The 15,615-nt window shown below is 63.0% G+C and carries 17 protein-coding genes; 11 read left to right on the plus strand and 6 right to left on the minus strand.

All coding sequences use genetic code 11. From position 1 onward, the window contains the following. The first annotated feature begins 114 nt into the window (after positions 1-114). From G9U53_RS01580 to G9U53_RS01605, 6 genes are all read left to right on the plus strand, one after another. Complete coding sequence (locus G9U53_RS01580; RefSeq protein ID WP_003940859.1) at positions 115-540, plus strand: HAD-IA family hydrolase; 426 nt, start codon at positions 115-117, stop codon at positions 538-540. Next, positions 534-1,943, plus strand: coding sequence for a wax ester/triacylglycerol synthase family O-acyltransferase (locus tag G9U53_RS01585; RefSeq protein WP_007731194.1), 1,410 nt, complete (start codon positions 534-536; stop codon positions 1,941-1,943). Before G9U53_RS01580 ends, G9U53_RS01585 begins: the two co-directional genes overlap by 7 nt. A gap of 23 nt (positions 1,944-1,966) precedes the next feature. Beyond that, positions 1,967-2,467, plus strand: a complete 501-nt coding sequence (locus G9U53_RS01590) for a hypothetical protein (RefSeq protein WP_165638254.1) — start codon at positions 1,967-1,969, stop codon at positions 2,465-2,467. A gap of 92 nt (positions 2,468-2,559) precedes the next feature. Further along, positions 2,560-3,678 (plus strand): ferredoxin reductase, encoded by a 1,119-nt coding sequence (locus G9U53_RS01595; protein WP_003940928.1) that lies wholly within the window; start codon positions 2,560-2,562, stop codon positions 3,676-3,678. Between the two features lie 24 nt (positions 3,679-3,702). Continuing rightward, positions 3,703-4,965 carry an acyl-CoA desaturase gene (locus tag G9U53_RS01600; RefSeq protein ID WP_003940901.1) on the plus strand — a complete coding sequence of 421 codons (1,263 nt, stop codon included), beginning with the start codon at positions 3,703-3,705 and terminating at the stop codon, positions 4,963-4,965. A gap of 138 nt (positions 4,966-5,103) precedes the next feature. Next, on the plus strand, positions 5,104-6,345 hold the full coding sequence (locus G9U53_RS01605) for a fatty acid desaturase (RefSeq protein ID WP_003940700.1): 1,242 nt from the start codon (positions 5,104-5,106) through the stop codon (positions 6,343-6,345). 98 nt (positions 6,346-6,443) lie between these two features. Here the strand turns inward: G9U53_RS01605 and rsgA are convergent, their stop codons facing one another. Both rsgA and aroA read right to left on the minus strand, forming a co-directional pair. Continuing rightward, positions 6,444-7,481, minus strand: coding sequence for a ribosome small subunit-dependent GTPase A (gene rsgA / locus G9U53_RS01610; protein ID WP_007731200.1), 1,038 nt, complete (start codon positions 7,479-7,481; stop codon positions 6,444-6,446). Continuing rightward, positions 7,430-8,743 (minus strand): 3-phosphoshikimate 1-carboxyvinyltransferase, encoded by a 1,314-nt coding sequence (gene aroA / locus G9U53_RS01615; protein ID WP_165638255.1) that lies wholly within the window; start codon positions 8,741-8,743, stop codon positions 7,430-7,432. The genes rsgA and aroA overlap by 52 nt, the downstream gene beginning before the upstream one ends. A 49-nt stretch (positions 8,744-8,792) precedes the next feature. Between aroA and G9U53_RS01620 the strand changes: the two genes are divergently transcribed. Then, positions 8,793-9,545 carry an SOS response-associated peptidase gene (locus G9U53_RS01620; protein ID WP_020969226.1) on the plus strand — a complete coding sequence of 251 codons (753 nt, stop codon included), beginning with the start codon at positions 8,793-8,795 and terminating at the stop codon, positions 9,543-9,545. A 3-nt stretch (positions 9,546-9,548) separates the two neighbouring features. Here the strand turns inward: G9U53_RS01620 and G9U53_RS01625 are convergent, their stop codons facing one another. Further along, positions 9,549-10,262, minus strand: a complete 714-nt coding sequence (locus tag G9U53_RS01625) for an SIMPL domain-containing protein (RefSeq protein WP_021332569.1) — start codon at positions 10,260-10,262, stop codon at positions 9,549-9,551. Positions 10,263-10,286: 24 nt separating this feature from the next. Further along, entirely contained in the window at positions 10,287-10,781 is a 495-nt protein-coding gene (gene ybaK / locus G9U53_RS01630) for a Cys-tRNA(Pro) deacylase (RefSeq protein ID WP_047271686.1), read from the minus strand. A 258-nt stretch (positions 10,782-11,039) separates the two neighbouring features. Here ybaK and G9U53_RS01635 point away from each other — a divergent pair, with 258 nt between their 5' ends. The 4 genes from G9U53_RS01635 to G9U53_RS01650 all read left to right on the plus strand — a co-directional run bounded on the left by G9U53_RS01635 (position 11,040) and on the right by G9U53_RS01650 (position 14,005). After that, positions 11,040-11,687, plus strand: coding sequence for a sigma-70 family RNA polymerase sigma factor (locus G9U53_RS01635; RefSeq protein WP_085989606.1), 648 nt, complete (start codon positions 11,040-11,042; stop codon positions 11,685-11,687). Continuing rightward, positions 11,684-11,965, plus strand: a complete 282-nt coding sequence (rsrA, locus tag G9U53_RS01640; RefSeq protein WP_003940722.1) for a mycothiol system anti-sigma-R factor — start codon at positions 11,684-11,686, stop codon at positions 11,963-11,965. The genes G9U53_RS01635 and rsrA overlap by 4 nt, the downstream gene beginning before the upstream one ends. A gap of 313 nt (positions 11,966-12,278) precedes the next feature. Further along, entirely contained in the window at positions 12,279-12,494 is a 216-nt protein-coding gene (locus tag G9U53_RS01645; RefSeq protein ID WP_007731208.1) for a biotin/lipoyl-binding carrier protein, read from the plus strand. Positions 12,495-12,502: 8 nt separating this feature from the next. After that, entirely contained in the window at positions 12,503-14,005 is a 1,503-nt protein-coding gene (locus G9U53_RS01650) for a histidine kinase N-terminal domain-containing protein (protein WP_003940890.1), read from the plus strand. 119 nt (positions 14,006-14,124) lie between these two features. Here G9U53_RS01650 and G9U53_RS01655 read toward each other — a convergent pair whose 3' ends face one another. Together G9U53_RS01655 and G9U53_RS01660 are read right to left on the minus strand one after the other, a co-directional pair. Beyond that, a complete protein-coding gene (locus tag G9U53_RS01655; protein ID WP_003940950.1) occupies positions 14,125-14,379 on the minus strand; it encodes a WhiB family transcriptional regulator in 255 nt (84 codons plus the stop codon). 255 nt (positions 14,380-14,634) lie between these two features. Beyond that, complete coding sequence (locus tag G9U53_RS01660; RefSeq protein ID WP_007731209.1) at positions 14,635-15,591, minus strand: diacylglycerol kinase family protein; 957 nt, start codon at positions 15,589-15,591, stop codon at positions 14,635-14,637. Between the last annotated feature and the right edge of the window lie 24 nt (positions 15,592-15,615).

Consider the following 15,615-nt stretch of genomic DNA (forward strand, 5'->3'; position numbering starts at 1 on the left):
ATCCTGCGTCCGAGACAGCTGTCTCGGACTTCGCTCCCCCGAGCGATGGTGAGAAGCATGACACGAATCGCTCGAGATGTCGCCGTGATCACCATCGCGACTTAGGGTGATGGCGTGCGGGGACTTCTGTTGGATGTCGGTGGCGTGCTGTTCGGTCCGGGATCGGATCTCGACGGCTTGAGCGCGGTCGTGCGCGCGGTGAAGGCCCGCGGAATCGTGACGGGAATCGTCAGCAACGATCCCGGCGGCGCCAGTGCTCAGTGGTTGCGGGATCTCGGCGACGGGGTCTTGGTCGACGACGTGATCTTGTCCGGTGATGTCGAGATGGCAAAGCCCGACGCCGAGATCTATCTGTTGGCAGCGAGTCGTTTGGGCGTCGAGCCGGAGGATTTCGTTTTCGTGGATGATCTCGAGATCAACGTCCGGGCGGCGGTGGCCGTCGGGATGGTCGGGGTCCATCACGTCGGCTCGGAATCGACCATCGAGGAGTTGTCGATTCTGTTCGATCTCGGCGAAGGAGGGGACACGAAGCCATGGTGAACAGACTGACGACTCAGGATGCCGCTTTCTACTTCCTCGAAGCCGGGACGACGCCGATGCATGTCGGCTCGTTGGGGATCTTCAGGCAACTGCGAAACGGGATCGATCACGAGGAGTTGCTTCGACTTGTCGAAGAGCGGCTCGGATCGGTTCCGCGGTACCGACAGAGAGTTCGCGAGGTGGCGTTCGGTCTGGCCCGCCCCGTCTGGGTGGACGACTCGGATTTCGACATCACCTATCACGTTCGCCGATCGGCTCTGCCCAAACCGGGTTCCGACGAACAGCTGATGGATCTGATCGCGCGGCTGACGTCGAGACCACTCGACAGCACGAGGCCGTTGTGGGAGATGTACCTGGTCGAGGGGCTGACCAGAAACAGATTTGCCATCTTCACGAAGTCTCATTCGTCGTTGGTGGACGGCGAGGCGGCTCCCGAGATCAGTCAGGTGATCTTCGATCCGGAGAAGAATCGAGCGCCAGGCCCCGAAGAATTGTGGATGCCCGCCAGGCCGCCGAGCGACACCAGCTTGTTGGTCAGTGCACTGGCAGATCTCGTGACGAGCCCGGGGGAGGGGATCGCACGGGCGCGTGCAGCGTTCAACGACGTGACCACGTCCGTCACCGAGGCTGTGAGTGCACTCGGGAAACTCGCGGAAGTGGTTCGAACGGCGACGCAGGTAGCCCCGTCGAGCCCGCTCAACGCCACCATTTCGCGCAATCGACGCCTTGCGGTGGCCAAGACGTCTCTGGAGGACTATCGACGTATTCGTGCGCGGTACGGGTGCGAGATCAACGACGTGATTCTGACCGTCATCGCAGGTGCGATGCGGAACTGGTTGCTCTCGCGCGGTGAACCGGTGACCGAGGCGACCATCGTGCGAGCGATGGTGCCCATGTCGGTCTACACCGACGGCCCGGAGAGTCCTGACGTCGACGATCCGCAAGCGCCCGGACATGTTTCCTCGTTCCTCATCGACCTGCCTGTCGGTGAACCCAACGCGGTGGTTCGGCTCTCGCACGTGGCCCATGCGACGGAGGCATTCGCGCGTCAGGGTCGGCGGGTCACCGCGCAGACGATGGTGCGAATGTCCGGGTTTGCGCCGGCGACGCTGCATGCGATGAGCTCCCGCGCGGCCAGTAGTCTGTCGCAGCGAATGTTCAACTTGATGATCACCAATGCGCCAGGGCCGCAATTTCCGCTTTACCTCGGTGGTGCTCGGATGCTCGAGATGTATCCCGTGTCGCCACTGCTCAAGAATCAGACACTCAGCATCGCCCTGACGTCGTACGACGGAAATGTCTACTACGGTTTGAATGCCGACCGTGACGCGATGTCGGACGTCGACGTCGTTCGTTCGCTGATCTTCGAGTCACTCGAGGAATTGACGGATGCGAGTCGGTGACGAACGAGCATGAAGGTGGTCTCATGAGGGTGTACGTACCGGCGACGGTCGAGATTTTGCAGCAGTTGGTCGCAGATCAGGAGTTCGACCCGATGAGCCGGACGGCTTTTGCGGTCACCCCGACTCTGCGTGAGTCGTACGCGACGGGGGACGACGACGAGTTGGCCGAGGTCGCCATGGGTGAGGCTGCGCGTGCGTCGCTGCGACTGATCGCCGGAACCGAGGGTGACGTCACCTTCCGGCGTGCTGTCGTTGCCGCCGACGTCGACGATGCCGATGTGAAGTTACGGCCCGATCTCGACGATTCGGTAGTCCGATTGGCGGGTCCTGTCACGATGGCTCAGGTTGCATCTGTGCATGTCGACCTCGAACAGGCAGAATCGGACATCGAGCGCGCTGCTGGCATAGTCGACGCGGCGGATCTCGGTGACGCCGATGCCGAGTTCACGCTGGGTGACGCGGAGGACCACGAGTTGGCGTGGTACGCCGCGCAGGAGTTGCCGTTCTTGCTCGACCTGCTGTGAATGTGCTTACCGTGAAGTAACCTACGGTACCGTAACCTGATAACCTACGGTACCGTAGGCAGTGGGTTCGGAAGGTGAGAGGTGGAGGTCTGATGGGTCTGAAGGACTGGATCGAGGCACCGGCAGCGTCGGTAGTTCCGGCAGCGCGGTCGAAGCTCAATCTGCTTCGCGGTGCGGCGGCTCGGCTGACCACACCATTGCTTCCCGACGACTATCTTCACCTCGCGAATCCGTTGTGGTCCGCGCGCGAGCTGCGTGGTCAGATCGTCGAAGTCCGGCCCGAGACCACGGACTCGGCGACCATCGTCATCAAGCCGGGTTGGGGATTCGACTTCAACTACCAGCCGGGGCAGTACATCGGCATCGGTCTGCATATCGACGGCCGTTGGCATTGGCGGTCGTACTCACTTACCTCGCCTCCCAACTGGGAGAACAAGCGCATTTCCATCGCGGTCAAGGCCATGCCCGAGGGCTTTCTCTCGAGCCACCTCGTCAGCGGGGCCGTGCCGTCGGGAACCATCGTTCGACTGGCCACGCCTTCGGGCAACTTCGCGTTGCCGGATCCGCCACCGGAGAAGATCCTGTTCATCACCGCCGGCAGTGGCATCACTCCGGTCATGGGCATGTTGCGGACGATGAACCGGCGCGGTCAATTGCCCGACGTCATGCACATCCACTCGGCTCCGACGGAATCCGACGTCATGTTCGCCGACGAACTCACAGCACTGCACGCCGAGCACGAGGACTTCGTGAGTCACGTTCAACTCACGCGCCGTGACGGAAAGTTCAAACTCAGTTCTCTCGACACGGTCTGCCCCGACTGGCGTGAGCGCCACACCTGGGCGTGCGGGCCCCTCCCGTTGCTCGACGAGCTCGAAGACGTCTGGAAGGCGGAAGGCATCGAGGATCGACTCCACATGGAGCGGTTCGCCGTATCGCGCATCGACGCTTCGGCCGACGGTGGCACGGTCACGTTCGAGAAGTCGGGTAAGACGATCACCGTCGACGGTGCGACAACGCTTCTGGAGGCAGGCGAGCAGTCCGGTGCCTTGATGCCGTTCGGTTGCCGCATGGGCATCTGCCAGACGTGTGTCGTACCTCTCGTTGCCGGCCACGCGATCGATCTACGCTCGGGGAAACAGCACGCGGAGGGCGAGCGCATCCAGACGTGCATCTCCGCCGCCGCCGGCGACTGTACGCTGGACGCATAGCTTCTAGGCACACGGAGGACCACGGTGGCCATCACCGATATCAAAGAGTTTTCGCACCTCACCGAGGCCGATGTCGAAGCTCTCGGACGTGAACTCGATCAGATTCGACTCGACATCGAAGACTCTCGTGGGATCCGGGACGCCCGCTACATTCGTCGCGTCATTCGCGTCCAGCGGGCGTTGGAGCTCGGCGGGCGTATCGCATTGTTCGGCAGTCGGTACCGACCGGCATGGTTGGTCGGCACGACCCTGCTGAGCCTGTCGAAGATCATCGAGAACATGGAGCTCGGGCATAACGTCATGCACGGGCAATGGGACTGGATGAACGATCCCGAGATTCACTCCGTCTCGTGGGAGTGGGATCAGACCGGTCCTTCCGAGCATTGGAAGCGCGCCCACAACTACCAGCACCACACGTACACCAACGTCGTCGGTATGGACGAGGATCTCGGTTTCGGGATTCTGCGTATGACTCGTGACGAGCCGTGGAAGCCGATCAACCTCTTCCAGCCGATCGCCAACGTGATCTTGGCGGCCACGTTCGAGTGGGGCATCGCGCTGCACGACCTCACGGCGGCAGCCGAGTTGGAGGGCGCGGAAAAGGGGCAGCTGAACTCGCAGGCGAACAAAGACTTCGCGCGCAAGATCTTTCGTCAGGTGGGCAAGGACTTCATCTTGTTCCCGGCGCTGACGGGGCCGGCGTGGAAGTCGACCATGTCGGCCAATGCGACCGCGAACCTCGTGCGCAACCTGTGGGCGTACGTCGTCATCTTCTGTGGCCACTTCCCGGACGGTGCCGAGAAGTTCACGGTTGCCGAATTCGAGCAGGAGACTCGTCACGAGTGGTACCTGCGCCAGATGCTCGGTAGTGCGAACTTCAATTCCGGCAAGCTCATGGGACTCATGAGCGGCAATCTGAGCTACCAGATCGAGCACCACGTGTTTCCCGATCTGCCGAGCAACCGCTATCCCGAAATCGCTGTGAAGATGCGTGCATTGTGCGAGAAGTTCGATCTCCCGTACACCACCGGTTCGCTCTTCAAGCAGTATCTTCTGGCTCTGCGCACCATCCACAAGTTGGCTTTGCCGGACAAGTGGCTGACCGCAACCTCGGACAATGCTCCGGAAACGTCTTCGGAACTGCGGTTCCGCGACTCGGGATTCCGGGACGCAGCCATGGCGATGGTCGAGGACCTTCGCACCGATCCGATCACCGGTAAGCGTCTCGGTTTGTTGACCGCACTCAAGTCGCAGGCCCGTTCCCGCATGCCGAAGCGCCGGAAGTGATATAGGTTACATCGGGAAAAACCTAACCTACGGTGCCGTAAGTTACGCTACAGTAGGTGCAGTTGATCTGAACGATTCGAATCGATGATCGTTCTGCACTTACTACTTTGCGCCTAACTCACTGCTAGGAGGCTTTCCATGGCGATTGCAGATGTCAAGGAATACGCACATCTCACGGACGCCGACATCGAAGCGCTCGGCCGCGAACTCGACGCGATTCGTCGCGACATCGAGGAGTCGCGCGGCGAGAAGGATGCGCGATACGTGCGCAACGTCATTCGTCTGCAGCGTTCGCTCGAAATCGGCGGCCGCGCAGTGCTTTTCGCCAGCCGTCGTCGTCCGGCGTGGCTCGCCGGAGTTGGCCTGCTGACGCTCTCGAAGATCATCGAGAACATGGAACTCGGGCACAACGTGATGCACGGGCAGTGGGACTGGATGAACGACCCGGAGATCCACTCCACCTCGTGGGAGTGGGACGTCACCGGCCCGTCTGCGCACTGGAAGCAGACCCACAACTACCTGCATCACAAGTACACCAACGTCCTCGGAATGGACGACGACGTCGGATACGGACTCCTCCGCGTCACCCGCGATCAGCGCTGGAAGCCCTTCAACGCCGGCAACCTGGTCTACAACACGCTGCTCGCGCTGTTCTTCGAGTACGGCATCGCCGCTCAGCACCTCGAGCTCGGCAAGGTGGCCAAGGGCCGCGCCGACAAGGAAGAGACGCAGCGCAAGCTCCGTGAGGTCGGCGAGAAGATCGGCAAGCAGGTCCTGCGCGACTACGTCATCTACCCGGCCATCACCGGCCCGGCGTGGAAGAGCACATTGTCGGCCAACTTCACCGCCAACACTCTGCGGAACGTGTGGACCAACGCGGTCATCTTCTGCGGCCACTTCCCGGACGGTGCCGAGAAGTTCACCAAGGAAGACATCGACAAGGAAACGCAGGCTCAGTGGTACCTGCGTCAGATGCTCGGCAGCGCCAACATCGAGGGCAGCGCGCTCATGGACTTCATGACGGGCAACCTGAGCTACCAGATCGAGCACCACCTGTTCCCCGATCTGCCCAGCAACCGCTACAAGGACATCGCGGTCACGGTGCGTCAGCTCGCGGACAAGTACGACTTGCCGTACACGACGGGCCCGCTTGCCGTGCAGTACGCCAAGTCCTGGCGAACCATCGCCAAGCTGTCGCTGCCCAACAAGTACCTCAAGGACACCGTCGACAATGCGCCCGAGACGGCGTCGGAGCGGATGTTCGACGGCGAACTGACCTCGACTGTCGATCCCGTGACCGGGCGTCGCAGTGGCCTCAAGAGCGCCATCGCACGTAAGCGCAAGAGCGGAAAGCTGCGCAGCCTCCTCGGCCTGCGCTGATCGTCGACTGCGCTGACCGTAGACAGCATGCGGCCCGACACCATTCGATGGTGTCGGGCCGCTTTGCTGTTCTCGCCCGGAACGTCGCTCGGGGGCGCTCAGTACTGATCGTTGGACTTGATCGCTTCCAGCAGTTGTCGCACAGCGACGACGCGTCGAGCTGATTTGCCCTCCAACAGGTCGAGCTTGCATTCGGGATCTGCGGGCGGTCCGAGGTGCGTGCATCCACGCGGGCAATCCTCGATCGCCGCAGCGAGATCCGAGAATGCCGCCACCACGTTCTCGGGCGAGATGTGCGCCAGACCGAACGAACGGATGCCCGGGGTGTCGATCACCCAGCCGCCACCGGCGAGAGGGAGCGCCACCGATTGCGTCGACGTGTGCCGGCCCTTGCCGACGCCGGATACGATGCCGACCGCTCGATTGGCATCGGGGACAAGGCGATTGACCAGTGTCGACTTTCCGACGCCGGAATGTCCGATCAGGGCGGTCAACTTGTGCTCGAGGATCTGCGTCAGTTCGTCCAGGGGATCGTCGCGACCGGCGACGACCACTTGGATGTCGAGGTCGGCGAACGTGCTCGCGAATTCCTCCGGCGGTTCGAGGTCGCTCTTGGTCAGGCAGACGATCGGCGTCAGGCCACCCACGTAGGCGGCGACCAGTGCGCGCTCGACGAAGCCGGTGCGCGGTGGGGGGTCGGCGAGTGCCACGACGATGAGAAGCTGCTCCGCGTTCGCGACGACGATACGTTCGAAGGGATCGGTGTCGTCGGCGGTCCGTCGCAGAACCGTCGAACGCTCGGAGACCCGGACGATGCGCGCCAGGGTGTCGGTTTTGCCCGACAGATCGCCGACTATGTCCACCTGATCGCCGACGACGATGGGGGTTCGGCCAAGTTCGCGGGCGCGCATCGTGACGATCAGCCGGTCGGGATCGCCGCCGAGGACGCAACCCCAACGGCCACGATCCTTCGACACCACCATCCCCGATTCGGCCGAGAGATGTTCGGGCCGAGTCTTCGTACGGGGGCGGGATCCGCGCCCGGGGCGTACCCGGACGTCGGACTCGTCGTACTGCCGCGGACTCAGAAGCTTGCCTTCGGTGTCGCCGGCGAACTCTCGAGCATGTCGATCCACATGTTCTCGAAGCCCGGCAGTGTCTTGGCTGTGGTTCCGACATCGTCGACCTCGACACCGTCGACGACCAGGCCGATGATGGCGCCGGCTGTTGCCATGCGGTGGTCGGCATACGAGAGCCATTGTCCGCCATGGAGTTCCGCGGGAACGATCGTCAGGCCGTCATCGGTTTCGGTGACGGAGCCGCCGAGTTTGTTGATCTCGTCGGCGAGGGCGGCGAGACGGTCTGTCTCGTGCCCGCGCAGGTGCGCGATTCCTCGTAGATGCGAGGTGCCCTCGGCGAGAGCGGCCAGGGCCGCCACGGTGGGGGTCAGCTCTCCCACGTCGTGGAGGTCGATGTCGATGCCGCGCAGTTTCTCCGGGCCGCGGACGGTCAGGACACCATCGGCGAGAGTGACGTCGGCCCCCATCGAGGCGAGGATCCCGCGGATCGCGTCGCCGGGTTGCGTCGTCGACGACGGCCACATCGGGACGCTGACGGTTCCGCCGGTCACTGCGGCAGCGGCCAGGAACGGTGTGGCGTTGGAGAGATCGGGTTCGATCACCCAGTCCACGGCGCGCACCGGCCCCGGTGCCACACGCCAGGTGTCCGCGTCACCGCCCGTGGCTGGCGTCGTCACGGAAACTCCGGCCTCGCGGAGCATCTCGACGGTCATGTCGATGTGTGGCATGGACGGGACGGGCTTGCCGTCGTGATGGACGGTGACACCCTCTTCGAACGCAGCAGCCGAGAGCAGGAGACCGGAGACGAACTGCGACGAACCGGATGCGTCGATGGTGACCGTCCCGCCGCGTAGGGACCCGGTTCCGGTGACGGTGAACGGGAGTGCGTCACCCTCGATCCGAGCGCCGAGACCGCGCAGTGCTTCCAAGATGGTGCCGAGCGGTCGTGTGCGTGCTTGCTCGTCGCCGTCGAAGTGGACGATGCCGTCGGCCATCGCGGCGAGTGGCGGCAGGAAGCGCATCACGGTGCCGGCCAGGCCGCAGTCGACCTCGCCGCCGCGCAGGGGTCCAGGGGTGATGCGAAGCGTGGTCGCATCACCGGCTTCCTCGACGCCGATGCCGAGGTCACGCAGAGCTGCGATCATCAGGTCGGCGTCACGGCTGCGGAGTGCACCGGTGATCGTGGACGGGCCATCCGCAAGTGCGGCCAGAATCAGAGCTCGATTGGTGATGGACTTGGATCCGGGCAGCGTCACCACTGCATCGACGGGTGCTTGGGCCCTCGGGGCGCTCCACAGACTCAGACTCACATGGTCCATCTTCTCTCATCGGTGGGGGAATGGTCGAAACCGTGCCACCCTGGGTGTCATGTGCGGAAGGTATGCGACCACAGCGGACCCGGCCACCCTGGCGGTGGAACTCGATGCGCTCGACGAGACCGACCACTCGGCGCCCGTCGAAGCCGACTACAACGTGGCCCCCACGACCGAGGTGTTGACCGTCGTCGAACGCCACGATCGGGAGAACCCCGACAGCGATCCGACCAAGAGGATTCGGCGGATGCGGTGGGGATTGGTGCCGTCGTGGACCAAGGAACTGGGCAAAGGCCCGGTCCTGTTCAACGCCCGCGCCGACTCGCTGGCGGAGAAGCCGGCGTTTCGGACCGCCTTCAAGTTCAAGCGTTGCCTGGTCCCCATGGACGGGTGGTACGAGTGGCAGACCGAGGCCACCGGCGGGAAAAAGGCAGCGAAGATTCCTTACTACATGCACCCCGACGACGGATCACGGCTGTTCATGGCGGGCGTGTGGTCTGCTTGGCGGGACCCGAGGGTCGAGAACGCGAGCCCCGTCCTGAGCTGCTCGATCGTCACGGTCGACTCTCTCGGTCACCTCGAGCAGGTTCACGACCGCATGCCCCTCGCCCTGCCTCGTGACCGCTGGGAGGCGTGGCTCGATCCCGACAACACCGTCGATTCGGCCCTGCTCGAGCCGGTACCGGACCTCTTCGAGCGGATCGACGTCGATCGAGTCCGGCCGCTGGTCAACAGTGTCAAGAACAACGGACACGAGTTGATCGAGCCGGACGTCGACCGTGCCGGCGAGCAGATCAGCCTGCTCTAGTGGTCAGCCGAGAGCCCAGGTAACGGTCACCTCGAACGAGACCTGCTGGGTTCCCGGGGCGAGAACCATGTCGGACATCGAGGCGTCGGGAGCGCGCATGGTCTGACCGCCACTCGTGTCGTGTGCCTCGGTGATGGTCACGACGTTCTCGAGCGACGTCCCGGACAGATCCGCGTACTGCTCGGCACGGTTCTTCGCGTCCTCGAAGGCCCGGGTGCGAGCGTCGGCCAGAAGCTGAGAGTCGTCGTCGATGGCGAAGGCGACGTTGCCGAGCCGTGCCGCGTTTCCGCCCGCCGCGATGCCGGCGTCCAGGACAGAAGAGGCTTTGTCGAGATCGCGGACGACGATTCGTACCGAGTTGGTCGCCCGGTAGCCGGTCACGTTGCCGCCGACGAACGGTCCACCACTGGCGTCGTACTGCGGCTGGACGGACAGATCGCTTGTCTGCACGTCCTCGGGGGCAACCCCGGCGGCGACTATCGCGTCGATCATCTGACGGGCCTTGTCATTCGCCTCCGAGACCGCTCCCGATACATCCGGGGCAACCACCTCGATGCCGATGTCGGCATTGAGGATGTCCGGCGCCCCGCGGACCTGCCCTGATCCGACTACCGTGACTTCCTTGGCGGCATTGTCCGAACTCCCGCAGGCCGTCAGCGAGACGGTGAGGGCTGCCGCTGCAGCGGTCAGTGCAAGAGTTTTCAGGTGTGGTCGCATGGTGAGACCGTAGCGACCGGATACTCAGCCCGCCGTGATTTGCGCCGTGACCGCGCCACTGAGCTGCGTGAGGTCCGTCGGAGCCAGCTCGATTTCGAGCCCGCGTCGGCCGGCGCTGCAGAGAATGCGGTCCCAGTCGAGCGCCGACGCATCGATCACTGTCGGCAGTTTCTTGCGCTGGCCGAGCGGTGAGATACCGCCGAAGACGTAGCCGCTCGAGCGCTCGGCTTCGGCGCGATCGGCCATGACGGCTTTGCTCGCACCGAGGGCAGCGGCTGCAGCCTTGAGGGAGAGCTTGTCCGGAACCGGCAGGACCGCGACGGCGAGCTTGCCGGTGTCGAGTTTGACGACCAAGGTCTTGAAGATCTGGGCGGCCTCGACGCCTGTCGACTCTGCCAGTGCAGTGACCGCCTCGTCGCCGAAAGATTCGGCGCGAGGATCGTGGTCGTAGCTGTGGACGCGGTGCGGTGTCTTCGACTTGTCGAGAAGTACGGTCGCAGGGGTCGCTGTTCCGGCCATGAGGAACACCCTATGCGGATCGCCGACAGGTGCATCCGACCAGGCCGGGAACAGAGTCGCTGACTCCCGTGTTGGTACCAGTTGATGAAACTTGTCCCGAGAAGCGAAGGAGCGACCGTGCTGGCTGTGTGTGAGCCACCACCGGCCCGTGGGTCGGATCTTCAGTTGGCGGTAACCTTGATCCCTACGGCTAGTGAAGGGATCAGAGTGCTGGAACACGACCGGCCCAAGGACGAACCGTCAGAGGTAGCTGAACCTATCGACGGCGCAGTGTCCGAAACGCCCGAAACTGCGGATGAGTTGATTGCCCGGTTCGAGCGCGACGCGCTCCCGCTGCTCGACCAGTTGTACGGCGCTGCCCTGCGCATGACGCGGAATCCCGCTGATGCCGAGGATCTCGTGCAGGAGACGTACGTCAAGGCGTACACCGCTTTCCGCTCGTTCCGTGCCGGTACCAACCTGAAAGCCTGGCTGTACCGGATTCTCACGAACACCTACATCAACTCGTACCGCAAGAAGCAGCGCCAACCCGCGCAGTATCCGACGGACGAGATCACCGACTGGCAGTTGGCCGCCACCGCCGAGCACACTTCGACGGGGCTGCGATCGGCCGAGGTGGAGGCGCTCGACGCGTTGCCTGACGACGACATCAAGGCGGCGCTGCAGTCGCTTCCCGAGGAATTCCGTATGGCCGTGTACTACGCCGATGTCGAAGGATTCCCGTACAAGGAGATCGCGGAGATCATGGGCACACCCATCGGAACGGTGATGTCGCGACTGCACCGTGGTCGCAAGCAATTGCGTGGTCTTTTGGCCGATGTCGCAAAAGACCGGGGATTCAATCGGGACGGCGCGGTCGACACAGCCACAGTCGCAGCCACCGAGACGGAAGGTGTCACACGATGAGTGAGCAGGACGAATTCGAAAGGCTCGACTGCTCGGCAGTCATCGCCGACGTCTGGTTGATGCTCGACGGTGAATGCGACGATTCAAGTCGTGCTCGCCTGCAGCGTCATATCGACGATTGTGGATCGTGCCTCGAGGCCTACGGGATCGAAGAGAAGGTCAAGAGCCTGATCAACCGTAAGTGCGGCGGAGACCATGCGCCGGAAAGCCTGCGTCAGAGGCTCACCGTCGAGTTGCGTCGGACCATCGTCATAACGACTACCGAAACCGACAGCTAGCCCGTCAGCGAAGATCTGAGCGGCAGCAGTCGGAAGGCAGTAACGCCGAGGGGCGGGGAAGCAATGCTTCCCCGCCCCTCGGACGTTTTGTTGCGCTACATGTCAGGCGTTTGGACGCTTGCCATGGTTAGCGGCGTTGCCCTTACGGCTGCGCTTCTTACGACCACGCTTACCCATGATTGGTCTCCCTTCTGTTTCTTTCGCGTCATTGTTTCACGCCGATGCCGGTGTGGTTCCATTGGCAGGTCGATCGAGTGATCCGTCGACGTATTTTCGTGGTCAGAGTGCAGTTCCGACAGAAGTGAGGTTCACGATGGCAGAAGACGTGCGCGCCGAGATGGTTTCGACGGTCTACCAGGTCGTCGTGAGCGAGGGAGACGTCGTTGCGGACGGCGACACCCTGGTCATCCTCGAATCCATGAAGATGGAGATTCCCGTCCTGGCCGAGGTTCCGGGAACGGTGACGACGGTGGGCGTCAAGGTCGGCGACGTGATTCAGCAAGGCGATCTGATCGCCGTGATCTCCTAAGCCGGACGATGTCCACTCTCAGTGACCTCCTCGCCGAACACACCGATCTTCCCGGTGCGGCGGTCGACCATCTCCAGCGCGTCGTGGGGGAGTGGCAACTGCTCGCCGACCTCTCCTTTGCCGACGTTCTCTTGTGGGTGGGCACCGAATCGGAGAAGAACCGATCCGAGGGGACGGTCATCTGCGTCGCGCATTGCCGGCCGACAACGGCATCGACGGCTTTTCCGGAGGATGCGGTCGGAACGGTCGTTTCCGAGTCCGAGCACCCGCAGGTTCTTCGCGCTCTCGTGGAGGGCCGCGTCGTGCGCGGGGAAGACGAGACGTGGCGTGAAGGAATGCCGCCGCGTCGGGAAGCCGTTCCGGTGCGTCTGGACGGGCGAGTCATCGCTGTTCTGAGCCGCGACACCAACCTGTCGCACCAGCGAGCGCAGAGTCCGCTCGAACTCGCGTATCTCGATTGCGCCGAAGACCTGTGTCAGATGATCAGCGACGGAACCTTCCCGATCCGAGAATCGCGCTCCGACACGAACTCGAGCCCACGTGCGGGCGACGGCTTCATCCGTCTCGATACCGAAGGCACAGTCGTCTATGCCAGCCCGAACGCGCTCTCGGCCTATCACCGGATGGGTCTGAGTTCGGATCTGGTGGGCCAAGACCTCGCAGCGCTGACCCGTTCGTTGGTCACCGACCCGTTCGAGTCTCAGGAAGCTGCGGGATACATCCGAGATACGTTGGCGGACAAGCCCGGTCGCCGTATGGAGATCGAGGCGCGCGGGGCGACCGTTCTGCTGCGGGCCCTGGTTCTCAAGCCTGGCGGCCGGCATGTCGGTGCTGCGGTCGTCGTCCGCGACGTCACCGAGGTCAAGCGTCGTGATCGCGCTCTGCTGAGCAAGGACGCAACCATCCGCGAGATTCACCATCGAGTGAAGAACAATCTGCAAACCGTCGCGGCGCTTCTGCGTCTACAGGCCAGGCGAACCGGCAACGACGAAGCGCGACAAGCGTTGACAGAGTCGGTGAGACGCGTGACGTCCATCGCCCTCGTTCACGACACCTTGTCGATGTCGGTGGACGAAGAGGTGGATCTCGACGAGGTGATCGACCGGTTGGTTCCCATGCTCTCCGATGTCGCGGGAGTAGGTGTGCCGGTGACGATTCGGCGTGAGGGCAGTTTCGGAGTGTTCTCCGCCGAGCGCGCCACCCCGCTGGTCATGGTGCTGACGGAGTTGGTGCAGAACGCGATCGAGCACGCTTTCGATCCGGGTGTGACCGGCACGGTCACACTCAGTGCCGAGCGTTCTGCACGCTGGTTGGACGTGATCATCCACGACAACGGGCGCGGCCTGCCGGAGAACTTCGACCTCGAGAAATCCGATCGCCTCGGACTCCAGATCGTGCGGACCTTGCTGGGCGCCGAACTCGGTGGCTCGCTCGGACTGCACCCGGGAAGCGGAGGCGGTACCGACGCGGTTCTGCGTGTGCCGCTCGGTAGACGTTCTGCGCGTTACTGATTCGAGCCGCGTTAGCGATTCGAGCAGACAAAAAGCCCGGCACCATGTGGTGCCGGGCTGTCGTCTTCGACTGTGCAGAGGGGCTGTTCTCCGCCGCGAGTCGAACGTCTCGGTTCTACCTAGACGGAAGTGCGTGCACGGGTACGTGCGTTGCGACGCTTGAGTGCGCGACGCTCGTCTTCGCTCATTCCGCCCCAGACGCCTGCATCCTGGCCGGACTCGAGAGCCCACGACAGGCACTCGGCGGTGACGGGGCAGCGGTTGCAGACAACCTTGGCATCAGCGATCTGAGCGAGGGCCGGTCCACTGTTTCCCACAGGGAAGAACAGTTCGGGATCCTCGTCGCGACAGATTGCGTTGTGGCGCCAGTCCATCTTTTTTCGCTCCTTAATTGGGTGTGTATTCACACCATTTGGTACCAATGAGTTTGTGTGTGCGTCATCAATGTTTCCGCACTGTTACTTGTGAATGCTTTCACGAACTCGCGGTATGTCAATAGGTTTGAACGGGTTCGTGGGCCAACTCACTAATTTGTGACACACCTGACGGCCACCTGGGCGTCACCGGCATTTTACCCGATTTCGACCTTTTGGCACCAGAGTTTTTGCAGGTCAAACGTGTTGCCTGACTCACGTCGTAATCGGTGCGAACACTTCCAGTGCATCCGGGACCGAGGTGAATTCGACCTTTTCACGAAGTCCGATGTAGTCGCCGTCCATCTGGAGTCCGATCGGTCGCGACGATTCGATGGTGATTGTCGGGACGTCGTCGGTGCGTAAGAGGACCTTCGATTTCGGCTCCGCGCCGCGTGCGAGTAGTTGCCGCACAACCCGCAGGGACGGCAGAACTTTGGTGCTCGTCATGGCGAAGATGCCGAGTCCACTGTCGAAGGTCGTTCCCGGATTGGTGTGGACGGGACGCTCTTCCAGATATGTCCACGGGCTCGAGTTCGAGACGAATGCGTAGTGGACTCCGGAGACGGGATCCTGATCGGGAAGGTGGACGGTCAGCGCTGGTTCGGCTCGCTTGGCACGGAAGAACGCCGCGATCGCGGTTCGGACATACCGGGCGGGTGTGGCGGCGTCACCGTTCTTACGGCTGGCGTCGACGGCCTCGCACACATCGGCGTCGAGGCCCATTCCGGCGTTGAACGTGAACCAACGGTTGTCGCAGTGTGCGAGCCCGATTCGGCGCCTGGTCCGTTCGGAGAGGAGGTCGACGAGTTGGTTCGTGGCGTCGATCGGGTCGGCGGCAATACCGAGTGAGCGCGCGAAAACGTTTGCCGAGCCGCCTGGGACGACAGCGATCGTCGGGATCGGACCGACCGGAACCGATTTCATCGACGCGGGATGCGGTGACCCGAGCAGTCCGTTGACCACTTCGTTGACCGTTCCGTCGCCACCGTGGACGATCACCGAGCCGAAGCCGTCTTCGTGGGCTTCGCGCGCCAGTTCGGCAGCATGACCCCGATGTGTGGTGTGCGCCACAGTAAGTCGCACCCGACTCTCGAGGGCGTGTGCCAACAGGTCACGACCGGCAGCGGTGGTGGAGGTGGCATTGGGGTTGACGATCAGCAGTGCGCGCACGGGGCATGAGCCTATCCGGTGTCG

Source organism: Rhodococcus sp. D-46 (assembly GCF_011290655.1).
In the GTDB taxonomy this organism is placed as follows: domain Bacteria; phylum Actinomycetota; class Actinomycetes; order Mycobacteriales; family Mycobacteriaceae; genus Rhodococcus_F; species Rhodococcus_F qingshengii.

Excerpts from the sequence above, each read along its gene's own strand:
- G9U53_RS01625 (WP_021332569.1), bottom strand. The coding sequence starts at position 10,262 with ATGCGACCACACCTGAAAACTCTTGCACTGACCGCTGCAGCGGCAGCC.
- ybaK (WP_047271686.1), bottom strand. The coding sequence starts at position 10,781 with ATGGCCGGAACAGCGACCCCTGCGACCGTACTTCTCGACAAGTCGAAG.
- G9U53_RS01650 (WP_003940890.1), top strand. The coding sequence starts at position 12,503 with ATGTCCACTCTCAGTGACCTCCTCGCCGAACACACCGATCTTCCCGGT.
- G9U53_RS01655 (WP_003940950.1), bottom strand. The coding sequence starts at position 14,379 with ATGGACTGGCGCCACAACGCAATCTGTCGCGACGAGGATCCCGAACTG.
- G9U53_RS01645 (WP_007731208.1), top strand. The coding sequence starts at position 12,279 with ATGGCAGAAGACGTGCGCGCCGAGATGGTTTCGACGGTCTACCAGGTC.
- aroA (WP_165638255.1), bottom strand. The coding sequence starts at position 8,743 with ATGGACCATGTGAGTCTGAGTCTGTGGAGCGCCCCGAGGGCCCAAGCA.
- rsrA (WP_003940722.1), top strand. The coding sequence starts at position 11,684 with ATGAGTGAGCAGGACGAATTCGAAAGGCTCGACTGCTCGGCAGTCATC.
- G9U53_RS01605 (WP_003940700.1), top strand. The coding sequence starts at position 5,104 with ATGGCGATTGCAGATGTCAAGGAATACGCACATCTCACGGACGCCGAC.
- G9U53_RS01585 (WP_007731194.1), top strand. The coding sequence starts at position 534 with ATGGTGAACAGACTGACGACTCAGGATGCCGCTTTCTACTTCCTCGAA.
- G9U53_RS01620 (WP_020969226.1), top strand. The coding sequence starts at position 8,793 with ATGTGCGGAAGGTATGCGACCACAGCGGACCCGGCCACCCTGGCGGTG.
- G9U53_RS01595 (WP_003940928.1), top strand. The coding sequence starts at position 2,560 with ATGGGTCTGAAGGACTGGATCGAGGCACCGGCAGCGTCGGTAGTTCCG.
- G9U53_RS01590 (WP_165638254.1), top strand. The coding sequence starts at position 1,967 with ATGAGGGTGTACGTACCGGCGACGGTCGAGATTTTGCAGCAGTTGGTC.